Source organism: Planktotalea frisia (assembly GCF_001890925.1).
GTDB classification, from domain to species: domain Bacteria; phylum Pseudomonadota; class Alphaproteobacteria; order Rhodobacterales; family Rhodobacteraceae; genus Planktotalea; species Planktotalea frisia.
This window is the reverse complement of sequence record NZ_MLCB01000085.1, coordinates 33,857-51,273: the sequence shown is the minus strand read 5'-3', so window position 1 is coordinate 51,273 and position 17,417 is coordinate 33,857. Positions and strand designations below refer to the sequence as shown.

Below are 17,417 nucleotides of genomic sequence, written 5' to 3'. Positions count from 1 at the left end.
CGGATCATGCGGTTAGCTGAATCGTTCTACGGTCAGACGTCAACCCGTCAAAAGTCGGGTGCTCGAGGACTCTGTGTATAATTATGACGTATACACCAAATATGAATTCGATGTCGCCCAAAGGTGCGGCTTACCCGATTGATCAAAGAGAAATCGAACGGGTTCTGCGAAACCTAATGGCGCGCCAAAGCGGTGGCATTGATGAAAAAGCCGAGCGCGCGTTGCCTGATGCAGTGCAACGCACGTCCTTTGAAGGATGGCAGCGTGGTCAACTCGAATTTGCTCGTCGCATTGCACAGATCAGTCTAAAGCATGCCGCGCGGACCAAAGCGAAGTTTTGTTGGAAACACTATTCAATCGGCCTTTTGCGCCGCCTCGCCCTTGTGGTGATGGTCGCATCAATCATGGCTTCACAATACATTTGAACGTTTTTTCATTGCTCCCAAATCATGCAACGGTATCATAGCACCCAAATAAGCGTGCTTTGGGAGAGTATCATGAAACAGTTTTTGACTGCAGTCGTCTTAACATTGGCGGCGCAGAGTTCGAATGCAGCAGAATGCATTACGAACAAAGCAAATTTTAACAGTTACAAGCAAACGCTCGCCGGAACGGCCCAAGCCAATGGTGTTGGTCAGCGTGGCTTGAATGCGCTCGCAGGCGCGCGCCTCTCTGGCATCACATGGCGTTTTGAATCAAACCCACGCAATCAAACCGGCACGCTTCAAAGCGACCCTGCCCGCTTTTTATCCAAGCGCTCTGGCGGCTCGGCTGACGCATTTATCACCCGAACACGCAGCAAGATTACCAGTAACAAGAACACATTCGCAGCTTTAGAAAAGCGTTTTGGGGTGCCGTCCAGCCTTTTGGCGACGATTTGGGGTTTGGAGACCAGCTGGGGCGGATATCTTGGCAAAACGCCGATCGTCGATGGTGCTGTTACTTTGTCGTCTTATTGCCGTCGTCACCCTAAGTTCCAATCGCACTCGATTGCGGCTCTGAAAATGATCGACGCGGGCATGGTCCCTGCGCAAAAAGGCGGTGGCCCTTCTGGTGAGCTTGGTCATATGCAGTTCTTGGCTGGAAACTGGCTACGCTTTCGCGTGGACGGCAATGGTGATGGACGCACAGATCCCTACAATGCGGTCGATGCGCTGGCGAAAGCGGCAAATATGTTACGCCAAAACGGCTGGCGCGCAGGTCAACCCTATGGCGAGGGCACTGCAAACTACAATGCACTCAAGAGCTGGAACGACAGCGGCAATTACTTGCGCGCCATTGTGTTTGCAGCTCAACGCGCTGGCTAAGCCAAAACAACGTTAAAAAGCAAGGAAGCGCCACCATCGAGCGCCTCCTTGCGACACAACCTTAAACGGGTAATTTTAACAAATTACACCCAGCGACCTATTTCCGCCACCTTCATTAACCATTGATTACCCATGGCAATTAACTGGTGAGGGAAAAATGGCATTTAGATCTTGCACGACCATCGCAGCAATCGTTTTGAAAGATCCGACAGAGTTTGGGCTAGACCGGCTTGCAGATGAAATTCTGCAAAGCAAAATTGCAAAACATGCGGGATCACGTTCTATAACTTGGGATCATGATGACCTTGTTTTTCTAGACTTTGACGGCTTGCGGATTGGACTTTACGCGGTTCATGAAACCGATGAAACGCCGAACACGATCTGCATCGCCGTGGGTCCTGTGCGCAGTAACAGGCTTCCAAAACATCTTGATTCAGCACGTATTGCGCATGAACTCGTGAAAAAAGTCAGCCGTGTTTTAGCCGCGCGCGCGGTGTTGTGGCATGACTATCAACGCCCGCTAAGCAGCCTCGTGATTGACGACTTTCACTTTGAGCTCGACAAAATGTTGGGCTACTTAGAGTTGCAAATGCACGGCACACGCACCGCAAAAACCCAACCAACAGCTTGTCGCAAAAAAGCACGTACAGCGCTTATAAATGACGACCTCGCTCTGGAAAAACTGCGCAAGACCCTGTGCGTGCGGGGCTTGATTGGTAATCCAGTCAGTCTACCGCTTCACGTGTCACTCTATATTTTTGCCGTGACCTTCTTCTTCATGATCCCTGCCCTTGGTTCGACTTTGCTGTCCTACATTTGGTTGCGCGATAGGGTAGACAAACCCACAACCTCTGCTTAAGTGACCCTCACGGAGCGCTGCCTCCTGCCGTTCGCGAGGGTGACCTTATGGTAAACGCAGCAATCTACGATCTTTCCGCCCTTTTGACTTTGCTCACAAGCTGGTGGCAATGCGAACACCCCCGACGCACCCGTGACCCATAGACAAAATGGGAAAAGAACGATGAAACAGACAGAATTTGGCACCGATGTGCCTAACGTTGACGCGCTAAAAGCGCAGGCAAAACGCCTTCGCACTGCGATGAGCGAAAAACAAACACCGATTACCCAAAGCATGGCCCTTGAGGCCATTGCACGCCAATGGGGTTTTCGCGATTGGAACACACTGAGTGCCAAGGCAAAATCAAACCAGCCTCGTGCTTGGCATGTTGGGCAACGCGTGAGCGGTCGCTACCTTGGTCACACGTTTAACGGCCATCTCAAAGCTGTGCGCAGTGCCAGCGGTGGATATTGGTACGTCACAGTGATCTTTGATGAGCCTGTGGATGTTGTCACATCCAACGCGTTCAGTTCTTTCCGCAAGCAAGTGAATGTGGTGCTGAATGAAGACGCTGTAACGCAAGCCAAGACCTCTGACGGCGTTCCACATATGGAGCTTCGCGCTGCATAAAACCAAAAGCTGAGCATCAACAATTTTGGTGCTCGGCTGTTGTCTACTTTCAAGAAAATGGTGCACCCAGCAGGATTCGAACCTGCGGCCTCTGCCTTCGGAGGGCAGCGCTCTATCCAGCTGAGCTATGGGTGCTTACCCCGCGCGGTATAGCTTTGCAGCCTCGTTCCCGCAATGCCTAAACTGCCTAAGCATGGCGCTGGAATGGCGAAATCTGCGTCATTCGCAGCACACTTGATGCAACTCTAAGCACTTATGTTGACTTCATTTTCCCGGCTTTCTAACCAGACGAACCAGACCAAACGTTAATGTTATCAAAGCATCAGGTGATATCTATGAGTTCCAGCATTCGCATTTTCGCAGCCCTTCTTTCAACCAGCGTATTCGCGGGCTGTATCAGCGACGCTGACGACTTCACCACGAGCAACTTTGCGGCTGCAGTCGCCGTCGGAACCAGCTCTGCAGAGATCGCGAACAGCACTTTGACTCAACGTCAAACGGGCTCAGATGTGAATTCAGATGGTGACGGATATGCATATGAAACGGGTGTTCAGAACGGCGCAGGCTTCTTTGCGCGCGCAGGACTAATTCCAGGCACCAGCGTTTCAAGCTTGCCAAGATCAGGGTCCGCCAGAATGTCAGGCCACTACGAAGCCGCACGCGTGACGGGCATAGACCTAAACAATGGCAGACTCACAGGGTTTGCACGTACCGCCAGAGGATCGATGACCTTGACCGTCGATTTTGACGACCACACGCTGAAAGGCACGTCAAACAATGGCATTTTGAACGTCAACGGCACCTTCGAGGGGCAAACCCTTGAAGGAGACGTGGTCTATAGCGGTATTCCCGGCACTCTTTCAGGAAAAATCGGTGGCGACGAAGCCATTGGCATTTTCAACGGAAAATCTGAAAGTGCGATCATGGCCGGCGGCTTCATCGTCGCTGAATAGTTTTAGCCAAAGAGATCATGGGCGAGCTCTAACGCATCCACCAAAGCATCAACCTCCGCGCGCGTATTATACATCGCGAAAGAGGCGCGGCAGGTCGCAGTTTCGTCCAGGAATTCCATCAAAGGACCGGTGCAATGCTGGCCCGCGCGGACAGCGACGCCCTTTTTATCAAGGATTGTCGAGATGTCATGCGCATGCGCAGCACCGTCCATCGTAAAGCTGAAAATCGCGCCTTTGTTGGCGGCATTGCCTTGAACGGAGAGCCAATTCAGCCCGTGCAAGCGCGCGCTTGCATAGTCGCGTAGATCGTTTTCATGGGCGGAAATCGCCGCCATCCCTGTGTCCATCATATACTCGAGCGCGACGCCAAGGCCGATCATCTGAACGATGCCCGGCGTGCCTGCTTCGAACATCATCGGTGGGTCATTGTAGCTCACCGCGTCCTTGGTGACTTCGCGGATCATATCGCCCCCCCCCATGAACGGGCGCATCTCTGCCATACGTTCACGCTTCATAAAGATCGCACCAGAACCTGACGGACCATAAAGCTTATGGCCCGTGATTGCATAGAAATCACAACCAATATCGTCGACATTCACAGGCATATGCACCGCGGATTGCGAACCATCGACCAGCACTGCGATCCCACGCTCATGCGCTGCTTGAGTGATCGTTTTCACATCAACGACCGTGCCAAGCACGTTGGACATATGCGTCACCGCGACCAATTTCGTACGGGGACCCATTGCATCGATGACCGCCTGCGGATCAAGCGCGCCGGATGCGTCAACATCAACCCACTTGATCACAACACCCTGACGCTCGCGCAAGAAATGCCAAGGCACGATGTTCGCGTGATGCTCCATCACAGACAGAATGATTTCGTCACCGGCTTTCAAGTTTGGCATTGCCCAACCATAAGCGACAGTGTTGATCCCTTCGGTCGTGCCAGAATTGAACACGATCTGTTCGGCATCCGAGACATTCAAAAACTTGGCGATCGTGCCGCGTACAGCCTCATATTTGTCCGTCGCAAGATTGCTTAGAAAATGTAGCCCACGATGCACGTTCGCGTATTCTTCGCTATACGCCCGCGAGATCGCATCGATCACCACCTGCGGTTTCTGTGCGGATGCACCATTGTCGAGGTAAACCAAAGGCTTGCCATTTACTTCGCGCGACAGGATTGGAAAATCTGCGCGGATTGCTTCAACATCAAACATAAGGTGTCAGTCCCATATTTTGCAAGCCGAGCATCGACAGCAAGATCGCAAGTCCCAGCATAATTCCGAGCCCTGAAAGTATGAGCGCGCCAAAGCTGGTGAAAAGGTTGTCAAATTCATGTGCTACATCAATGAAATGGAGCAACAAATACATGCCGTAAAGCGTTGCGCCAAGTACAAGAAGACCCGCAATTCCGGGCATTATGATCATCAAGACGAAAGCGACAAGCTGCACAGCAAAGCGCAAAAACTGCAGCCAGATGAGCAACGCCATGATGCTCTCAAGGCTAGCTTTCCCGCCGATAAAACGGCCCGCATAAGTCAGTGAGTAGATGCTAAGTATCAACCCTGCCCCAATGAACCCCGCAAAAATGATCGGCGAGGTGAACATGACTGGCAGCGGCCCTTGGGGTGGCGTTAGCACCAAAGAAAGCTGATACACAATGGTATTCAAAACCACCGCCAACGCTAAGGCGCTCCATAAGATACTGCGTTCCGGGCGCATCGACAGAATTTCAACCGCAGCTTCGCGCGGTTGGGAAATTGTACGCATCGCCAATGCGATTAAGACGTTGAGCATCAAGTGCCTCTTTCCGCTTCGATCAGGCCAGACAGCCAAAACCAGATAAAAATAGCAAACCACAGGAATCCAACGATTTGCAGACCCGGTCCGGGACCAACGAAACCCTCGATCAAACCGTTCAACAGTAACAATGGACTAGCCGCTAAAAAGGACCAAAATAAAGCGATCCGCGCCCCATACCAATCCCCCTTGCCGCGTACCAGTTTAGCAAGAAGGTGTGTGAGAGCCGCAAGCCCGTAGAACACAAGCGGTGCTATAAACAGCCACGCCATCAATGTGCCGCCCAAGAGCATGTTCAGCTCTATCCCTTCAAGATGCGCCTGCCGTGCAAGAACTGGCCATCGCGCGACAAACGCGATGGTGCAGCCCACCATGAGGATCATAAGGGCGCGATCTTCACGTTGGCCTGTGCTCAAAATGCGCGCAAATGCACGGCGCGGACCTTTATAAGTCGCAACAATGTCTGTTGTCGCTGGCATCAGCTTCGACGGCGCGCGAGCCATGCGGCAAGCCGTTCGTTGATCTCTTCGGCGAGCGCTTCGTTTTCGATTTCTTCTACGGCTTCCGCAAGGAAAGAAAGCGTCAACATATCAGTTGCCTCTCCATGCGGAACACCACGCGAACGCAGATAAAACAGCGCGTCCTCGTCAATCGCGCCAGATGTGGACCCATGAGAACACGCAACGTCATCCGCATAGATCTCAAGCTCTGGCTTGGCGAGGAATTGGCTATCCTCATCAAGCAAAAGCGACTGGCTGATCTGATAGCCATCGGTCTTTTGCGCGCCTGCTTTCACAAGGATCTTGCCTTGGAAAACACCGGTGGCCCCATTTCGAAGCACTTTCTTAAAGACCTGACGGCTTTCACAATTCACCGCATCATGGGTGATGAAAACCGTGTCATCGTGGTGAAAATCACCATCTCCAAGCGAGGCACCGGCAATCGTCGCATGCGCGTCATCACCCGTTAGCTCGATCACGCACTCATTGCGCGTCATCACACCGTTCGCGGTGAGCGTGAAACTTTTGAAGGTAGACTCAGTCCCCAAGCGCGCGAAAATATGAGTGGCCGCGCGACGTTCATGATCACGACCTTGCGCACGCACATGATGAAACTTTGCGCCATCAGCGATATCCACTTCCATGCACTCGTTAAAACGTGCCGCGGCTGGGCCGTTCTCAAGAACAGTGACTTCCGCATCCGCATCGACCTTGATCACGTGATGTAAGATCGCATCGGAAGTATTTGATACATGACGATAAATTAGATGAATTGGCTTGCTTGGCTTACCTGTTATATGCAGCAGAACGCCGTCTGTCGCAAAGGCCGTGTTGAGTGTTGCGAGCGGACGTTCCACTGGCGTTTGGCCGTTGGTTTCAAGCGCACCATAGAGCCCTTTGGCCCAATGAATGTCAGCATTGGCCGCAGCAAGGCGCTCGATCGTAATGCCTTCGAGCGTCAGATCAGCCGATGCTGCTTCATCAAACACACCGTCAACGAAAACGATCTGCAGCGTGTCGATTTCACCAAACACAGGCGCTTCATCTGTCGCCAGAACAGCGGCATTCGTTGCGCCGACTTGAGTGAGCGTGTCAGGGCGCGTGTATTTCCAATACTCGTCGCGCCGGCTTGGCAAACCCATGCTGCGCAGGCGCGCCAAGGCTTCGCTACGTGCAGCCATGCTCCAGCCGCCTTGCGGCATATCATGCGCTGCGATCCGCTCTTCAGTTGCATCTATTTTCGCTTGTAAAGCAGACATTTACGCCACCTCTGCCAAAATATCAGCATAGCCGTTTTGCTCAACTTCAAGCGCGAGCTCTGGACCACCTGTTTTCACAATACGACCATTCGCCATGATGTGCACAACGTCAGGTTTGATGTGATCCAGCAAGCGCTGATAGTGCGTGATCACGAGGAAACCACGGCCCTCTGAGCGCAATGCGTTGACGCCCTCTGCCACCAGTTTCATCGCGTCTACGTCGAGACCTGAGTCGGTTTCATCCAGGATGCACATCTTTGGCTCTAGCATCGCCATCTGTAGGATTTCGTTGCGCTTTTTCTCGCCGCCTGAGAAGCCAACATTCACAGGACGCTTCAACATATCCGCGTCTATCTTCAGTGATTTAGCGCGTTCGCGAACGACTTTAAGGAACTCAGTCGCGCTCATTTCGTCTTCTCCGCGCGCCTTGCGCTGCGAGTTCACGGCTGTGCGCAAGAATGTCATGTTGCCAACGCCCGGAATTTCCACGGGGTATTGGAACGCGAGGAACAAACCCAAAGCAGCGCGCTCTTCCGGGTCAATGTCGAGCAGATCTTCGCCAAGCAATTCTGCGCTACCCTCGGTGACCTCATATCCGTCTTTACCGGACAAGACGTAGGATAACGTAGATTTACCAGAGCCGTTTGGCCCCATGATCGCGTGCACTTTGCCAGCCTCGACCGTCAGATCGACACCTTTGAGGATTTGCTTGTCTTCTTCCTCAAGAGAGACGTGCAGGTTCTTAATATTCAACATTTAATTCATCCTCGAAGTTGTAATTAGTAGCCCTAGTAAGGGTCTTGCATGAGCGAAATGATCTCTAACAGATGCTCTGTCGGGATCGGTGTTGGGGTTATTTCAAATTCTGCCATCCGGCCTATCAGCCGCGGCTCACCTACAATTTTTTCAACTGCGTGATAGCTGGGTCGCCGAGAATAGTCGTCCACAAGAACCCGTGTTTCTCTGGAGCAATTAAAAGCAGTGGCAAGGACACATCCCGCGCGAAAACGTCCATCAACCAACACAACATCAGGGTGAACAAGGTCTTCTAACGACCAGATCTCCAACGGATATTTGGAATAGTCCTTCCAGTGACTTTCATCAGCTGGACGTCCCCATTCCTTGGTTTTTCCTATGTTGGCCCAAATGACATCAGGCATACTTGCCACCGGGTTCTGCGCAAACCAGTTAGCAATCATGTTCACCCAGACCTGATCTGTCTCGACCGATGTAATCGTTTTGATCGCCATTTCTGCCGCCAAAACGGTGGACCCACCCACGCCATATTCCAAAATGACATTCGCCTGCGCGTAAGCATCACGCAAATGCGCGGCCTCTGCATCGGGCATCGTCAACTCTGGACGTGAAATTATGGGCACCGCGATATTCATCAGTCCGTAATCACCGCCGTGCCAGATGCCGAGACCATCAACATGGAATTGCCGACACTTCGTAATCAAGATCAACCCCGACAACCGCTGTCGCCCCTACGGCCACAGCGCGCTCTTCAAGTTCACGCATCGCAGTGTCGCGGGCATCTTGCAGCTTGCTCTCATACGCACCCGAGCGACCACCGACGATATCGGTGATCGACGCAAACACATCGCGTACGACATTCGCACCCATGATCGCCTCGCCCACAACGATTCCCTTGTAATCAAGGATTTTATGGCCCTCGATATTGTTTGTTGTCGTGATAATCATGTGCGTTCTTTCAATACATAACTCGCAACGAGCGATCCCATAAAGCCGGAAACGAAAGCGATCAAAATCCCTGGAACCAGCGAAATCAACATGCCCAGCGATGTCACGACGACCGCAAAAACCGCGCAGAAACAGCCTGTAATGAAAGCCGATAAGAGTGACCGCTTCGCCATGGTCTGCGCCTTAACCCACTGAGCCTTCGAGCGAAATCGCAACCAACTGCTGCGCTTCCATTGCGAATTCCATCGGCAGCGCTTGCAGCACTTCTTTGCAGAAGCCGTTCACGACCAAGGCAACTGCGTCCTCTTCGCCAATGCCACGCTGGCGGCAGTAGAAGAGCTGCTCATCATCCACTTTGGACGTCGTTGCTTCGTGTTCAACCCGAGCAGAGTTATTCTTCACCTCGATATAGGGCACCGTGTGCGCGCCACATTGATCGCCGATCAGCAAGCTATCGCACTGCGTAAAGTTACGCGCATTCTTCGCTTTCGGGTGCATAGAGACCAACCCGCGATAGGTGTTTTGCGCGTGACCCGCTGAGATACCTTTAGACACGATCCGCGACTTGGTATTTTTGCCCAAGTGGATCATTTTCGTGCCCGTATCCGCCTGCTGGTAGTTGTTGGCGATGGCGATCGAGTAAAACTCACCCTGTGAATCATCCCCGCGCAAAATGCAGCTTGGGTATTTCCATGTGACCGCAGAGCCGGTTTCAACCTGCGTCCACATCACCTTGGCACGATCACCACGGCAATCTGCGCGCTTGGTGACGAAGTTATAGATACCGCCCTTGCCGTTCTCGTCACCGGGATACCAGTTCTGAACGGTGGAGTATTTCACTTCAGCATCTTCCTCGATGATGATTTCAACAACAGCCGCGTGCAACTGAGATTCATCGCGCATGGGGGCCGTACAGCCTTCCAAGTAGCTGACGTAGCTGCCTTTATCGGCGATAATCAAAGTCCGCTCAAACTGGCCTGTATTCTCTGCGTTGATGCGGAAATAGGTGGACAGCTCCATAGGGCAACGCACACCCGGTGGGATATAAACGAACGAACCATCGGAAAAGACCGCAGAATTCAGCGTCGCATAGTAATTGTCAGAAACGGGAACGACGGTGCCGAGATATTTCTTGACCAACTCAGGGTGATCTTTGATCGCCTCGGAGATAGAGCAGAAAATCACGCCTGCTTTTTTCAGCTCATCTTGAAACGTCGTACCAATGGAAACACTGTCAAACACCGCGTCTACAGCCACTTTGCGCGGCGCGTTTACGTCGATTTCTTCCGCGCCCTCTACACCTGCAAGGATCATCTGCTCTTTCAACGGAATGCCAAGTTTGGCGTAAGTCGCCAGCAATTTTGGATCGACCTCATCCAAAGACTTCGGCTTCACTTCCATGCTTTTCGGACGTGCGTAATAATACTGGTCCTGAAAATCAATCTCAGGGTAGTCAACCATCGCCCAATCCGGCTCAACCTTGGTCAACCAACGGCGATACGCCTCAAGGCGCCACTCCAACATCCATTCTGGTTCGTCGTTCTTGGAAGAGATCAAACGCACGATGTCTTCATTCAGACCCTTGGGCGCATACTCCATCTCGATATCAGTGGACCAGCCATATTTATAGGCCCCGCCAACTTCGCGCACGGCATCGACAGTTTCCTGATCTACGCCTTCTTTGACGCCAGAATCTGTTCCATTGTCCAGTGCTACCATGTCGGTCTCCAGTTCATGTTCACTTACGCGGCTCGCGCGCGAAATTTATCGTGTTGGGCCAGCCATGCATCCGCAAAACGCAGCACCTCTTGTTCAGTCGTATCAGGCCCCAAAGAGACCCGTATCGCGCATGCCGCATCGGCCTCGCTGTAGCCCATCGCCATCAAAACGCCGCTCGCCTTGACCTTGCCACTTGAGCAGGCGGATCCTGCCGAAATTGCAAAGCCTGCCAGATCCATTTGCATCACTTGCGTTTCACCCTTCCATCCGGGCGTCAGCAGACATGAGGTGTTTGGCAGGCGCTCTGTGTCTTTCCCGACAAAAATAGTGTGTTTAGCGCGTTCTGCAATAGCGCTTTCTAGAATGTTTCTAAGTTTCTCGACTTTATTCCAAAGCCCGCCATCCAGATCACGTTGCGCCGCTTCTGCAGCAGCGCCAAAACCTGCGATCCCGATGATGTTTTCTGTGCCAGAACGACGTCCCATTTCTTGGCCGCCGCCTTTGATTTGAGCCGGCACATCAAGTCCGCGCTTGATAACCAAAGCACCGATACCTTTGGGTCCGCCCAACTTATGCGCAGAGATCAGCGCCATATCAGCGCCCGACCAGTTGAACGCAAGCGGGAGTTTGCCAAAGGCTTGGGTCATGTCACAAAGCGCTAAACCATCTGGCAAACGTTGCATGACCCCCGTTTCAGAGTTAGCCAGTTGCAACGCCGATTGCTTGGGCTCCAAGACTTCGACAGCGCCAAGAGCGTCCACCGCTAAATCACCCGCCGTCCAACTGAGCACTGCGTCATGCTCGATCCGAGCGCTCGCCAAAGTGCGTCCCGCACAAGCAAGTGCTGCCGATTCCGTCGCACTTGAGGTGAAAACAATATCCGCGCCATCCGCACCAAGGGCTGACGACACCTGAGCGCGCGCTTTCTCTATTATGGACTTGGCAGCGCGCCCTTCTGCATGCACCGAAGATGGATTACCAAAGTGATCCATCGCCGCACGCATCGCAGCGCGGGCTTCATCGCGCAAAGGCGTGGTTGCGTTATAATCAAGATAAACGCGCGCCATCATTCGTCCACAATATCAAAGAGGTTCGGAACCGCAGGACAGGGCGCTAGCCCGTTGTTCACCACGTCGCTCAGGCGCGTTTGATGCAGATACACATAGACATGCGCGCTGAGACCTTCCCACAAACGATTGGTCATAGATTGCGCGCGCGACCCTGACGACGCACCAGAGGCACCTGCCCCTTTGTGCATAGCATCAACGGTCTCATCTACGGCGGCCAGAATATCGAGCACACGGATTTCCGACGTCGGTTTTGCCAAACGATACCCCCCGCCGGGGCCACGTACTGACTCTACCAATTTGGCACGGCGCAGTTTTACAAACAGCTGCTCGAGATAGGGCAAAGACACGTCCTGACGTTTGGAAATATCACCAAGCGTGACCAAAGCGTCGCTCGATTGCAGCGCAATATCGGTGAGCGCAACCATAGCGTAACGCCCTTTTGTCGATAACTTCATAAGCGCCCCCACTTGAATCGCTAAAACCAATGCCTCTTTGCAGCCAAAGACACTGATTTGATTGACCTTCGCGCATGCATTGCATAGATGCGTGTCGATGGCCGAGCCTTGCTCAGCTTAGAATGGTTCTAAAGTGCTCTGACTTATTCGTCAAGAATGGCCACGACGCTTTGCGCAGAGGAGTTTACGCATATGCCCGAGGTTATTTTCCCAGGCCCAGAAGGCCGCTTGGAAGGTCGTTATCACCCGCAAAAGGAAAAGGACGCACCGATTGCAATCGTGCTGCATCCCCACCCACAATTTGGCGGGACGATGAACAACAAGCTCGTCTACAATCTGCATTATGCGTTTTATAACATGGGCTTCACGGTTCTGCGGTTCAACTTCCGCGGCGTGGGCCGTTCGCAAGGTGAATACGATCAGGGCATAGGCGAATTGTCCGATGCTGCCTCTGCGCTGGATTACCTACAATCGATGAACAACAATTCAAAACACTGCTGGGTTGCTGGTTTCAGCTTTGGCGCGTGGATCGGCATGCAGCTTTTGATGCGTCGCCCTGAGATCACCGGCTTCATCTCTGTCAGCCCGCCTGCGAATATGTATGACTTCTCGTTCTTGGCCCCTTGCCCCGCGTCTGGTCTGATCATCAATGGCACTGCCGACCGTGTGGCACCGCCTGCGGATACGGTTGGTTTGGTGAATAAGCTGCACGAGCAAAAGGGCATAACGGTCACGCACCAAGAGCTTGAAGGCTCCGGTCACTTCTTTGAAGAGCCGCATATGGACACGATGATCGGCAATGTTCAGACCTACGTGAAACGCCGTCTGACCGAAACAACCCGCTAAGGTGCTGCTATGACCGCGATCATTGATAAAATGGCCGACGATCTGGCGCGCGATGCGATTGAAGCCGCAGAAGCGATTGGTGACGAGGAACTGGTGGTCAACATCGGCAAAATGTTGGCGTCGTCTTCGACCACAGCTGAAGAAGCGTTCATGACAGCCGCGCGCGTGCGTCTTGCCTTGAACCGCGCGCGTAAGTTTCTCGATGAACGTATCGACAAAGCGGCCGCTGATTTGGACAAGGAATGAGCGCGCGTCTCGATGCGCAGATGTCTTTTTTGAATGAAGCGGACAAGCTCAAAAACGTGATCCGCGCGACGACGTTGTGTGACGGTTCACGGCATGAAAATTCAGGCGAACATAGCTGGCATATTGCGTTGTATGCGTTGGTTTTAGCCGAACATGCGCCCGACGGTGTCGATATCAACCGTGTGATCAAGATGCTGTTGCTGCATGATCTGGTCGAGATTGATGCAGGTGACGCCCCCATCTTTGGTGATCATGATATTGCGGCTATGGAAGCGGATGAGGCGATAGCTGCGGACCGTATCTTCGGGATGCTGCCGGTTGATCAAAGCGTTGAACTGCGCGCAATTTGGGAAGAGTTCGAAGCCGCCCAAACCCCCGACGCGATTTTCGCAAAATCGCTGGACCGCTTTCAACCGCCCAACCAAAACCTGATGTCAAACGGTGGCAGTTGGACCGATTATGGCGTGAGCTATGACACGATCGAGGCGCGTGTCGGCTCCAAGATTGAACGCGGCGCACCTGTGCTTTGGGCTTGGTTATCGCCCAAGATCAGAGCTTGGTTCTTACATTGATACGAAGCGACCGAATTTTCTAGAAAATTCGCTACCCCGCTCGACGTTTGATCGCACCTGCATGTTCAGCCAGATCACGCGCGATGGCGAAGGCACCTTTGATCTTCTCCACATCCGTTTTCCAATCGCGCAGCACAACGATCTTGTTGTCGCGCACTTTCGCTTGGCCCTTCTGGCTCTGGATGAAAGACACTAGCCCTTCAGGCGAAGCGAATTTATCGTTGTGAAACAGTACAGTCGCACCCTTTGGCCCAGCGTCAAGCTTGGCGATACCCGCCTTTTTACACATCGCTTTAATACGCACGACCAGCATCAGCGTGTTCACCTCTTTCGGAAGCTTGCCAAAACGGTCGATCAATTCGGCGGCAAATCCTTCCAATTCCACTTTCGTGGTTAGTGAAGACAAACGACGATAGAGCCCCAAACGCACGTCCAAGTCAGGCACATAGTCTTCAGGGATCAAAACAGGCACACCGAGATTGATCTGCGGGGCCCATTGATCATCGTTCACAGACAGGCCATCCATCTCGCCCGAACGGATCTTCGCAATCGCATCCTGCAACATGGATTGATACAGCTCATATCCCACGTCGCGCATTTGACCCGATTGCTCCTCGCCGAGCAGATTGCCCGCTCCGCGAATATCCAAGTCTTGCGAGGCAAGCGTGAACCCTGCCCCAAGCGTATCCAGCGACCCCAAAACGCGCAGGCGTTTTTCGGCAGTTGTGGTTAATTTCGCGCGTGGTTTCGTCGTCAAATACGCATAGGCCCGCGTTTTAGAGCGCCCCACGCGTCCGCGAATTTGATAGAGCTGCGCAAGGCCAAACATATCCGCACGGTGAACAATCATCGTATTGGCGGTCGGAATATCCAGACCGCTTTCCACAATCGTGGTCGCCAACAAAATATCGTATTTTCCGTCATAAAACGCATTCATACGATCATCGAGCTCGCCCGCCGCCATCTGACCGTGCGCGACCATGTAGGAAAGCTCTGGCAGTTGTTCTTTTAAGAAGGCTTCTATCTCTGGCAGGTCGGAAATACGTGGAACCACATAAAACGACTGACCGCCGCGATAATGTTCGCGCAAGAGCGCCTCTCGCAAAGTAACCGCATCAAACTCGCTGACGTATGTGCGAATAGCGAGACGGTCCACAGGCGGGGTTCCGATGATCGACAGATCCCGCACGCCAGAGAGCGAAAGCTGCAAAGTGCGCGGGATGGGAGTCGCCGTCAGCGTAAGTACGTGAATGTCCGTACGCAGCGCTTTCAGGCGTTCTTTATGACCCACACCAAAGTGCTGCTCTTCGTCGATGATCAGCAAACCCAAATTGTTAAACTTGGTGTTCTTGGCGAGCAAAGCATGAGTGCCAACAACAATATCCACGAGACCTGCTGCCATGTTTTTGCGCGTTTCTTCTGCGTTCTTTGCACTTACAAACCGCGACAAGGGTCTGACTTCAATGGAAAATCCGCGAAAGCGTTCCGCAAAACTCTTGTAGTGTTGGCGCGCCAGCAAAGTGGTCGGCGCAATGATTGCCACTTGCACGCCAGACATCGCTGCAATGAACGCCGCACGCATCGCTACTTCGGTTTTGCCAAAGCCCACATCACCGCAAACAAGACGATCCATCGGTTGGCCAGAGCCCATGTCTGCCAAAACATCACCAATCGCACCAAGTTGATCATCGGTCTCTTGGTAAGGAAAACGCGCGGAGAACGCATCCCACATGCCAGGCGGCGGCTCCATAATGGGTGCGCGACGCAAAGCGCGTTCAGCCGCAACGCGAATAAGCTTGTCGGCCATCTCGCGAATGCGTTCTTTGAGTTTGGCCTTTTTGCTTTGCCATGCACCACCGCCAAGACGGTCTAACAAACCTTCTTCGTGACCATATTTGCTAAGCAGTTCGATATTTTCTACCGGAAGATACAACCGCGCGCTGTCTGCGTAATCAAGCAAGATGCACTCGTGCGCAGCACCTGCGGCGGTAATTACCTCAAGCCCTTGATAACGGCCAATGCCGTGATCCACATGGACGACCAAATCGCCGGGATTTAGGCTTTGCGTTTCAGTCAGGAAATTTTCAGCCTTGCGGCGTTTCTTGGCCGTACGGATAAGACGATCACCAAGCACGTCTTGCTCTGAAATCACCGTCATATCGGGCGTTTCGAACCCGTGTTCCAGCGCCCAAACGGCCAGATACAAGCCGCGCTTACCAATCCCTTTGCCGTCACGCAAAGCAATCGTTTCAGCAAGCCCTTCATCTTCGATCAAACCAGAAAGACGTTCGCGAGCGCCCTCTGAATACGAGGCGATGACGACAGGTCCCTGCTCCATTTTTTCTTTAATATGCTTCGCTAAAGCACCGAAAAGGCTGATACTTTCCTGCTGACGTTCAGGCGCAAAGTTACGGCCAATGCGACCACTTGCGTCTGTTGTGCCGAGCCCGACAGCTTGCGGCAATACGGCCAGCTGCAACACACGTCGATCTGATATCGCCGCGTCCCACGCCGCTTCATCGAGATACAATAGCTCCGCAGGCGCTGGTTTATAAACCGAGTCCATTCGGTTCTTGGCACCCATGGCAATTTTGCGGGTTTCATACTGATCCGCAACGCTTTCCCAACGCGCAATGCGCGCAGGTGTCAAAGCGTCATCACAGGTGATTGTGGCCTTTGGCAAATAGTCAAACAATGTCTCAAGCCGTTCGTGAAAGAACGGCAACCAATGCTCAACACCTTGATGCTTGCGCCCCGCACTCACCGCCTCATAGAGCGGATCATCGGTGCCAGCGGCGCCAAATTCGATGCGGTAATTCTGACGAAACCGCGTGATCGCTTCGTCATCAAGGATCACTTCGGAAACTGGCGCAAGCTCTATAACGTCTAGCTTTTCGGTTGTCCTTTGCGTCGCAGGATCAAAACGGCGTGCGCCATCCAAGACATCGCCGAATAGATCAAGACGGATGGGTCCCTGCTCGCCCGGTGGGAAAATATCGATGATACCACCACGCACCGCATAATCGCCCGGCTCCATCACCGTCGGGCTTTGTACGAACCCCATACGGACCAAGAAATTGCGCAGTGCTCTTTCGTCCACACGACCACCGACTGTGGCAGAAAACGCCGCTTCTTTCAGAACAGAGCGCGCAGGAATACGCTGGGTTGCCGCACCTAACGTCGTCAAAAGAATGAATTTATCCGGCATTCCGTGCACGAGGCCCGCGAGCGTCGCCATGCGCGCCGCCGAAATATCAGCGTTCGGCGAAACTCGATCATACGGAAGGCAATCCCACCCAGGAAACACCACAACGGGCATATCAGGCGCAAAGAAACGCAGTGCATCTTGCATTGCGACCATGCGTTTGTCATCGCGCGCGATATGGCAAATGGGCGCGCCCGCACTTTCAAGTTCGCGCAGGATCAGCTGGGCGTCATAGCCCTCAGGGGCACCGGAAACGGTGATATGGGAAGCGTTGCTCATAAGGCGAAGATGATCCTTAAGCCGCGCG

The 17,417-nt window shown here is 53.1% G+C and carries 19 protein-coding genes, 1 tRNA gene and 1 pseudogene; 8 read left to right on the top strand and 13 right to left on the bottom strand.

Features of this window, described 5'->3' with window-relative positions; translation table 11 throughout:
• Nucleotides 1-83 precede the first annotated feature (83 nt).
• From PFRI_RS05010 to PFRI_RS04995, 4 genes are all read left to right on the top strand, one after another.
• The gene (locus PFRI_RS05010; protein WP_139292092.1) at nt 84-425 is read left to right on the top strand and encodes a hypothetical protein; all 342 of its coding nucleotides are present in this window, start codon (nt 84-86) and stop codon (nt 423-425) included.
• Between the two features lie 72 nt (nt 426-497).
• Entirely contained in the window at nt 498-1,307 is an 810-nt protein-coding gene (locus PFRI_RS05005) for a lytic murein transglycosylase (protein ID WP_072629636.1), read from the top strand.
• A 157-nt stretch (nt 1,308-1,464) separates the two neighbouring features.
• A complete protein-coding gene (locus PFRI_RS05000; RefSeq protein WP_072629635.1) occupies nt 1,465-2,166 on the top strand; it encodes a hypothetical protein in 702 nt (233 codons plus the stop codon).
• Between the two features lie 162 nt (nt 2,167-2,328).
• Nucleotides 2,329-2,775, top strand: coding sequence for a glyoxalase superfamily protein (locus PFRI_RS04995; RefSeq protein WP_072629634.1), 447 nt, complete (start codon nt 2,329-2,331; stop codon nt 2,773-2,775).
• Between the two features lie 58 nt (nt 2,776-2,833).
• Here the strand turns inward: PFRI_RS04995 and PFRI_RS04990 are convergent.
• A tRNA-Arg gene (locus PFRI_RS04990) sits at nt 2,834-2,910 on the bottom strand.
• A gap of 200 nt (nt 2,911-3,110) precedes the next feature.
• On the opposite strand from PFRI_RS04990, the gene PFRI_RS04985 reads away from it, so the two are divergent.
• Entirely contained in the window at nt 3,111-3,728 is a 618-nt protein-coding gene (locus PFRI_RS04985) for a hypothetical protein (protein ID WP_072629633.1), read from the top strand.
• Between the two features lie 2 nt (nt 3,729-3,730).
• Here PFRI_RS04985 and PFRI_RS04980 read toward each other — a convergent pair whose 3' ends face one another.
• The 11 genes and pseudogenes from PFRI_RS04980 to iscR form a co-directional block, all read right to left on the bottom strand.
• Nucleotides 3,731-4,951 carry a cysteine desulfurase gene (locus PFRI_RS04980; protein ID WP_072629632.1) on the bottom strand — a complete coding sequence of 407 codons (1,221 nt, stop codon included), beginning with the start codon at nt 4,949-4,951 and terminating at the stop codon, nt 3,731-3,733.
• Nucleotides 4,944-5,531 carry a YIP1 family protein gene (locus PFRI_RS04975; RefSeq protein WP_072629631.1) on the bottom strand — a complete coding sequence of 196 codons (588 nt, stop codon included), beginning with the start codon at nt 5,529-5,531 and terminating at the stop codon, nt 4,944-4,946. The genes PFRI_RS04980 and PFRI_RS04975 overlap by 8 nt, the downstream gene beginning before the upstream one ends.
• Nucleotides 5,531-6,013, bottom strand: coding sequence for a YIP1 family protein (locus tag PFRI_RS04970; protein ID WP_072629644.1), 483 nt, complete (start codon nt 6,011-6,013; stop codon nt 5,531-5,533). The genes PFRI_RS04975 and PFRI_RS04970 overlap by 1 nt, the downstream gene beginning before the upstream one ends.
• Nucleotides 6,013-7,293: a Fe-S cluster assembly protein SufD gene (sufD, locus tag PFRI_RS04965; protein ID WP_072629630.1), complete on the bottom strand. Its 1,281-nt coding sequence runs from the start codon at nt 7,291-7,293 to the stop codon at nt 6,013-6,015. The genes PFRI_RS04970 and sufD overlap by 1 nt, the downstream gene beginning before the upstream one ends.
• Nucleotides 7,294-8,049, bottom strand: a complete 756-nt coding sequence (gene sufC / locus PFRI_RS04960; protein ID WP_072629629.1) for a Fe-S cluster assembly ATPase SufC — start codon at nt 8,047-8,049, stop codon at nt 7,294-7,296. It abuts the gene before it with no gap.
• Nucleotides 8,050-8,081: 32 nt separating this feature from the next.
• A complete protein-coding gene (locus PFRI_RS04955; protein ID WP_072629643.1) occupies nt 8,082-8,642 on the bottom strand; it encodes a hypothetical protein in 561 nt (186 codons plus the stop codon).
• A 41-nt stretch (nt 8,643-8,683) separates the two neighbouring features.
• Nucleotides 8,684-8,997 (bottom strand): annotated as a pseudogene (locus PFRI_RS04950) (heavy metal-binding domain-containing protein).
• Nucleotides 8,994-9,170: a hypothetical protein gene (locus tag PFRI_RS21285; protein ID WP_170124842.1), complete on the bottom strand. Its 177-nt coding sequence runs from the start codon at nt 9,168-9,170 to the stop codon at nt 8,994-8,996. Before PFRI_RS21285 ends, PFRI_RS04950 begins: the two are co-directional and overlap by 4 nt.
• Nucleotides 9,171-9,180: 10 nt before the next feature.
• Complete coding sequence (gene sufB / locus PFRI_RS04945) at nt 9,181-10,716, bottom strand: Fe-S cluster assembly protein SufB (RefSeq protein ID WP_072629628.1); 1,536 nt, start codon at nt 10,714-10,716, stop codon at nt 9,181-9,183.
• Between the two features lie 23 nt (nt 10,717-10,739).
• Nucleotides 10,740-11,783 carry a cysteine desulfurase family protein gene (locus tag PFRI_RS04940; protein ID WP_072629627.1) on the bottom strand — a complete coding sequence of 348 codons (1,044 nt, stop codon included), beginning with the start codon at nt 11,781-11,783 and terminating at the stop codon, nt 10,740-10,742.
• Nucleotides 11,783-12,241 (bottom strand): Fe-S cluster assembly transcriptional regulator IscR, encoded by a 459-nt coding sequence (gene iscR / locus PFRI_RS04935; RefSeq protein ID WP_072629626.1) that lies wholly within the window; start codon nt 12,239-12,241, stop codon nt 11,783-11,785. The genes PFRI_RS04940 and iscR overlap by 1 nt, the downstream gene beginning before the upstream one ends.
• Nucleotides 12,242-12,433: 192 nt before the next feature.
• On the opposite strand from iscR, the gene PFRI_RS04930 reads away from it, so the two are divergent.
• Genes PFRI_RS04930 through PFRI_RS04920 form a run of 3 tightly spaced genes read left to right on the top strand, consistent with a single transcriptional unit; the run spans nt 12,434 to nt 13,905 of the window.
• The gene (locus PFRI_RS04930; RefSeq protein WP_072629625.1) at nt 12,434-13,087 is read left to right on the top strand and encodes an alpha/beta hydrolase; all 654 of its coding nucleotides are present in this window, start codon (nt 12,434-12,436) and stop codon (nt 13,085-13,087) included.
• 9 nt (nt 13,088-13,096) lie between these two features.
• Nucleotides 13,097-13,333, top strand: a complete 237-nt coding sequence (locus tag PFRI_RS04925) for a hypothetical protein (RefSeq protein WP_072629624.1) — start codon at nt 13,097-13,099, stop codon at nt 13,331-13,333.
• A complete protein-coding gene (locus PFRI_RS04920) occupies nt 13,330-13,905 on the top strand; it encodes an HD domain-containing protein (RefSeq protein WP_072629623.1) in 576 nt (191 codons plus the stop codon). Before PFRI_RS04925 ends, PFRI_RS04920 begins: the two co-directional genes overlap by 4 nt.
• A gap of 31 nt (nt 13,906-13,936) precedes the next feature.
• Here the strand turns inward: PFRI_RS04920 and mfd are convergent, their stop codons facing one another.
• The gene (gene mfd, locus PFRI_RS04915; RefSeq protein WP_072629622.1) at nt 13,937-17,389 is read right to left on the bottom strand and encodes a transcription-repair coupling factor; all 3,453 of its coding nucleotides are present in this window, start codon (nt 17,387-17,389) and stop codon (nt 13,937-13,939) included.
• Nucleotides 17,390-17,417: the final 28 nt, after the last annotated feature.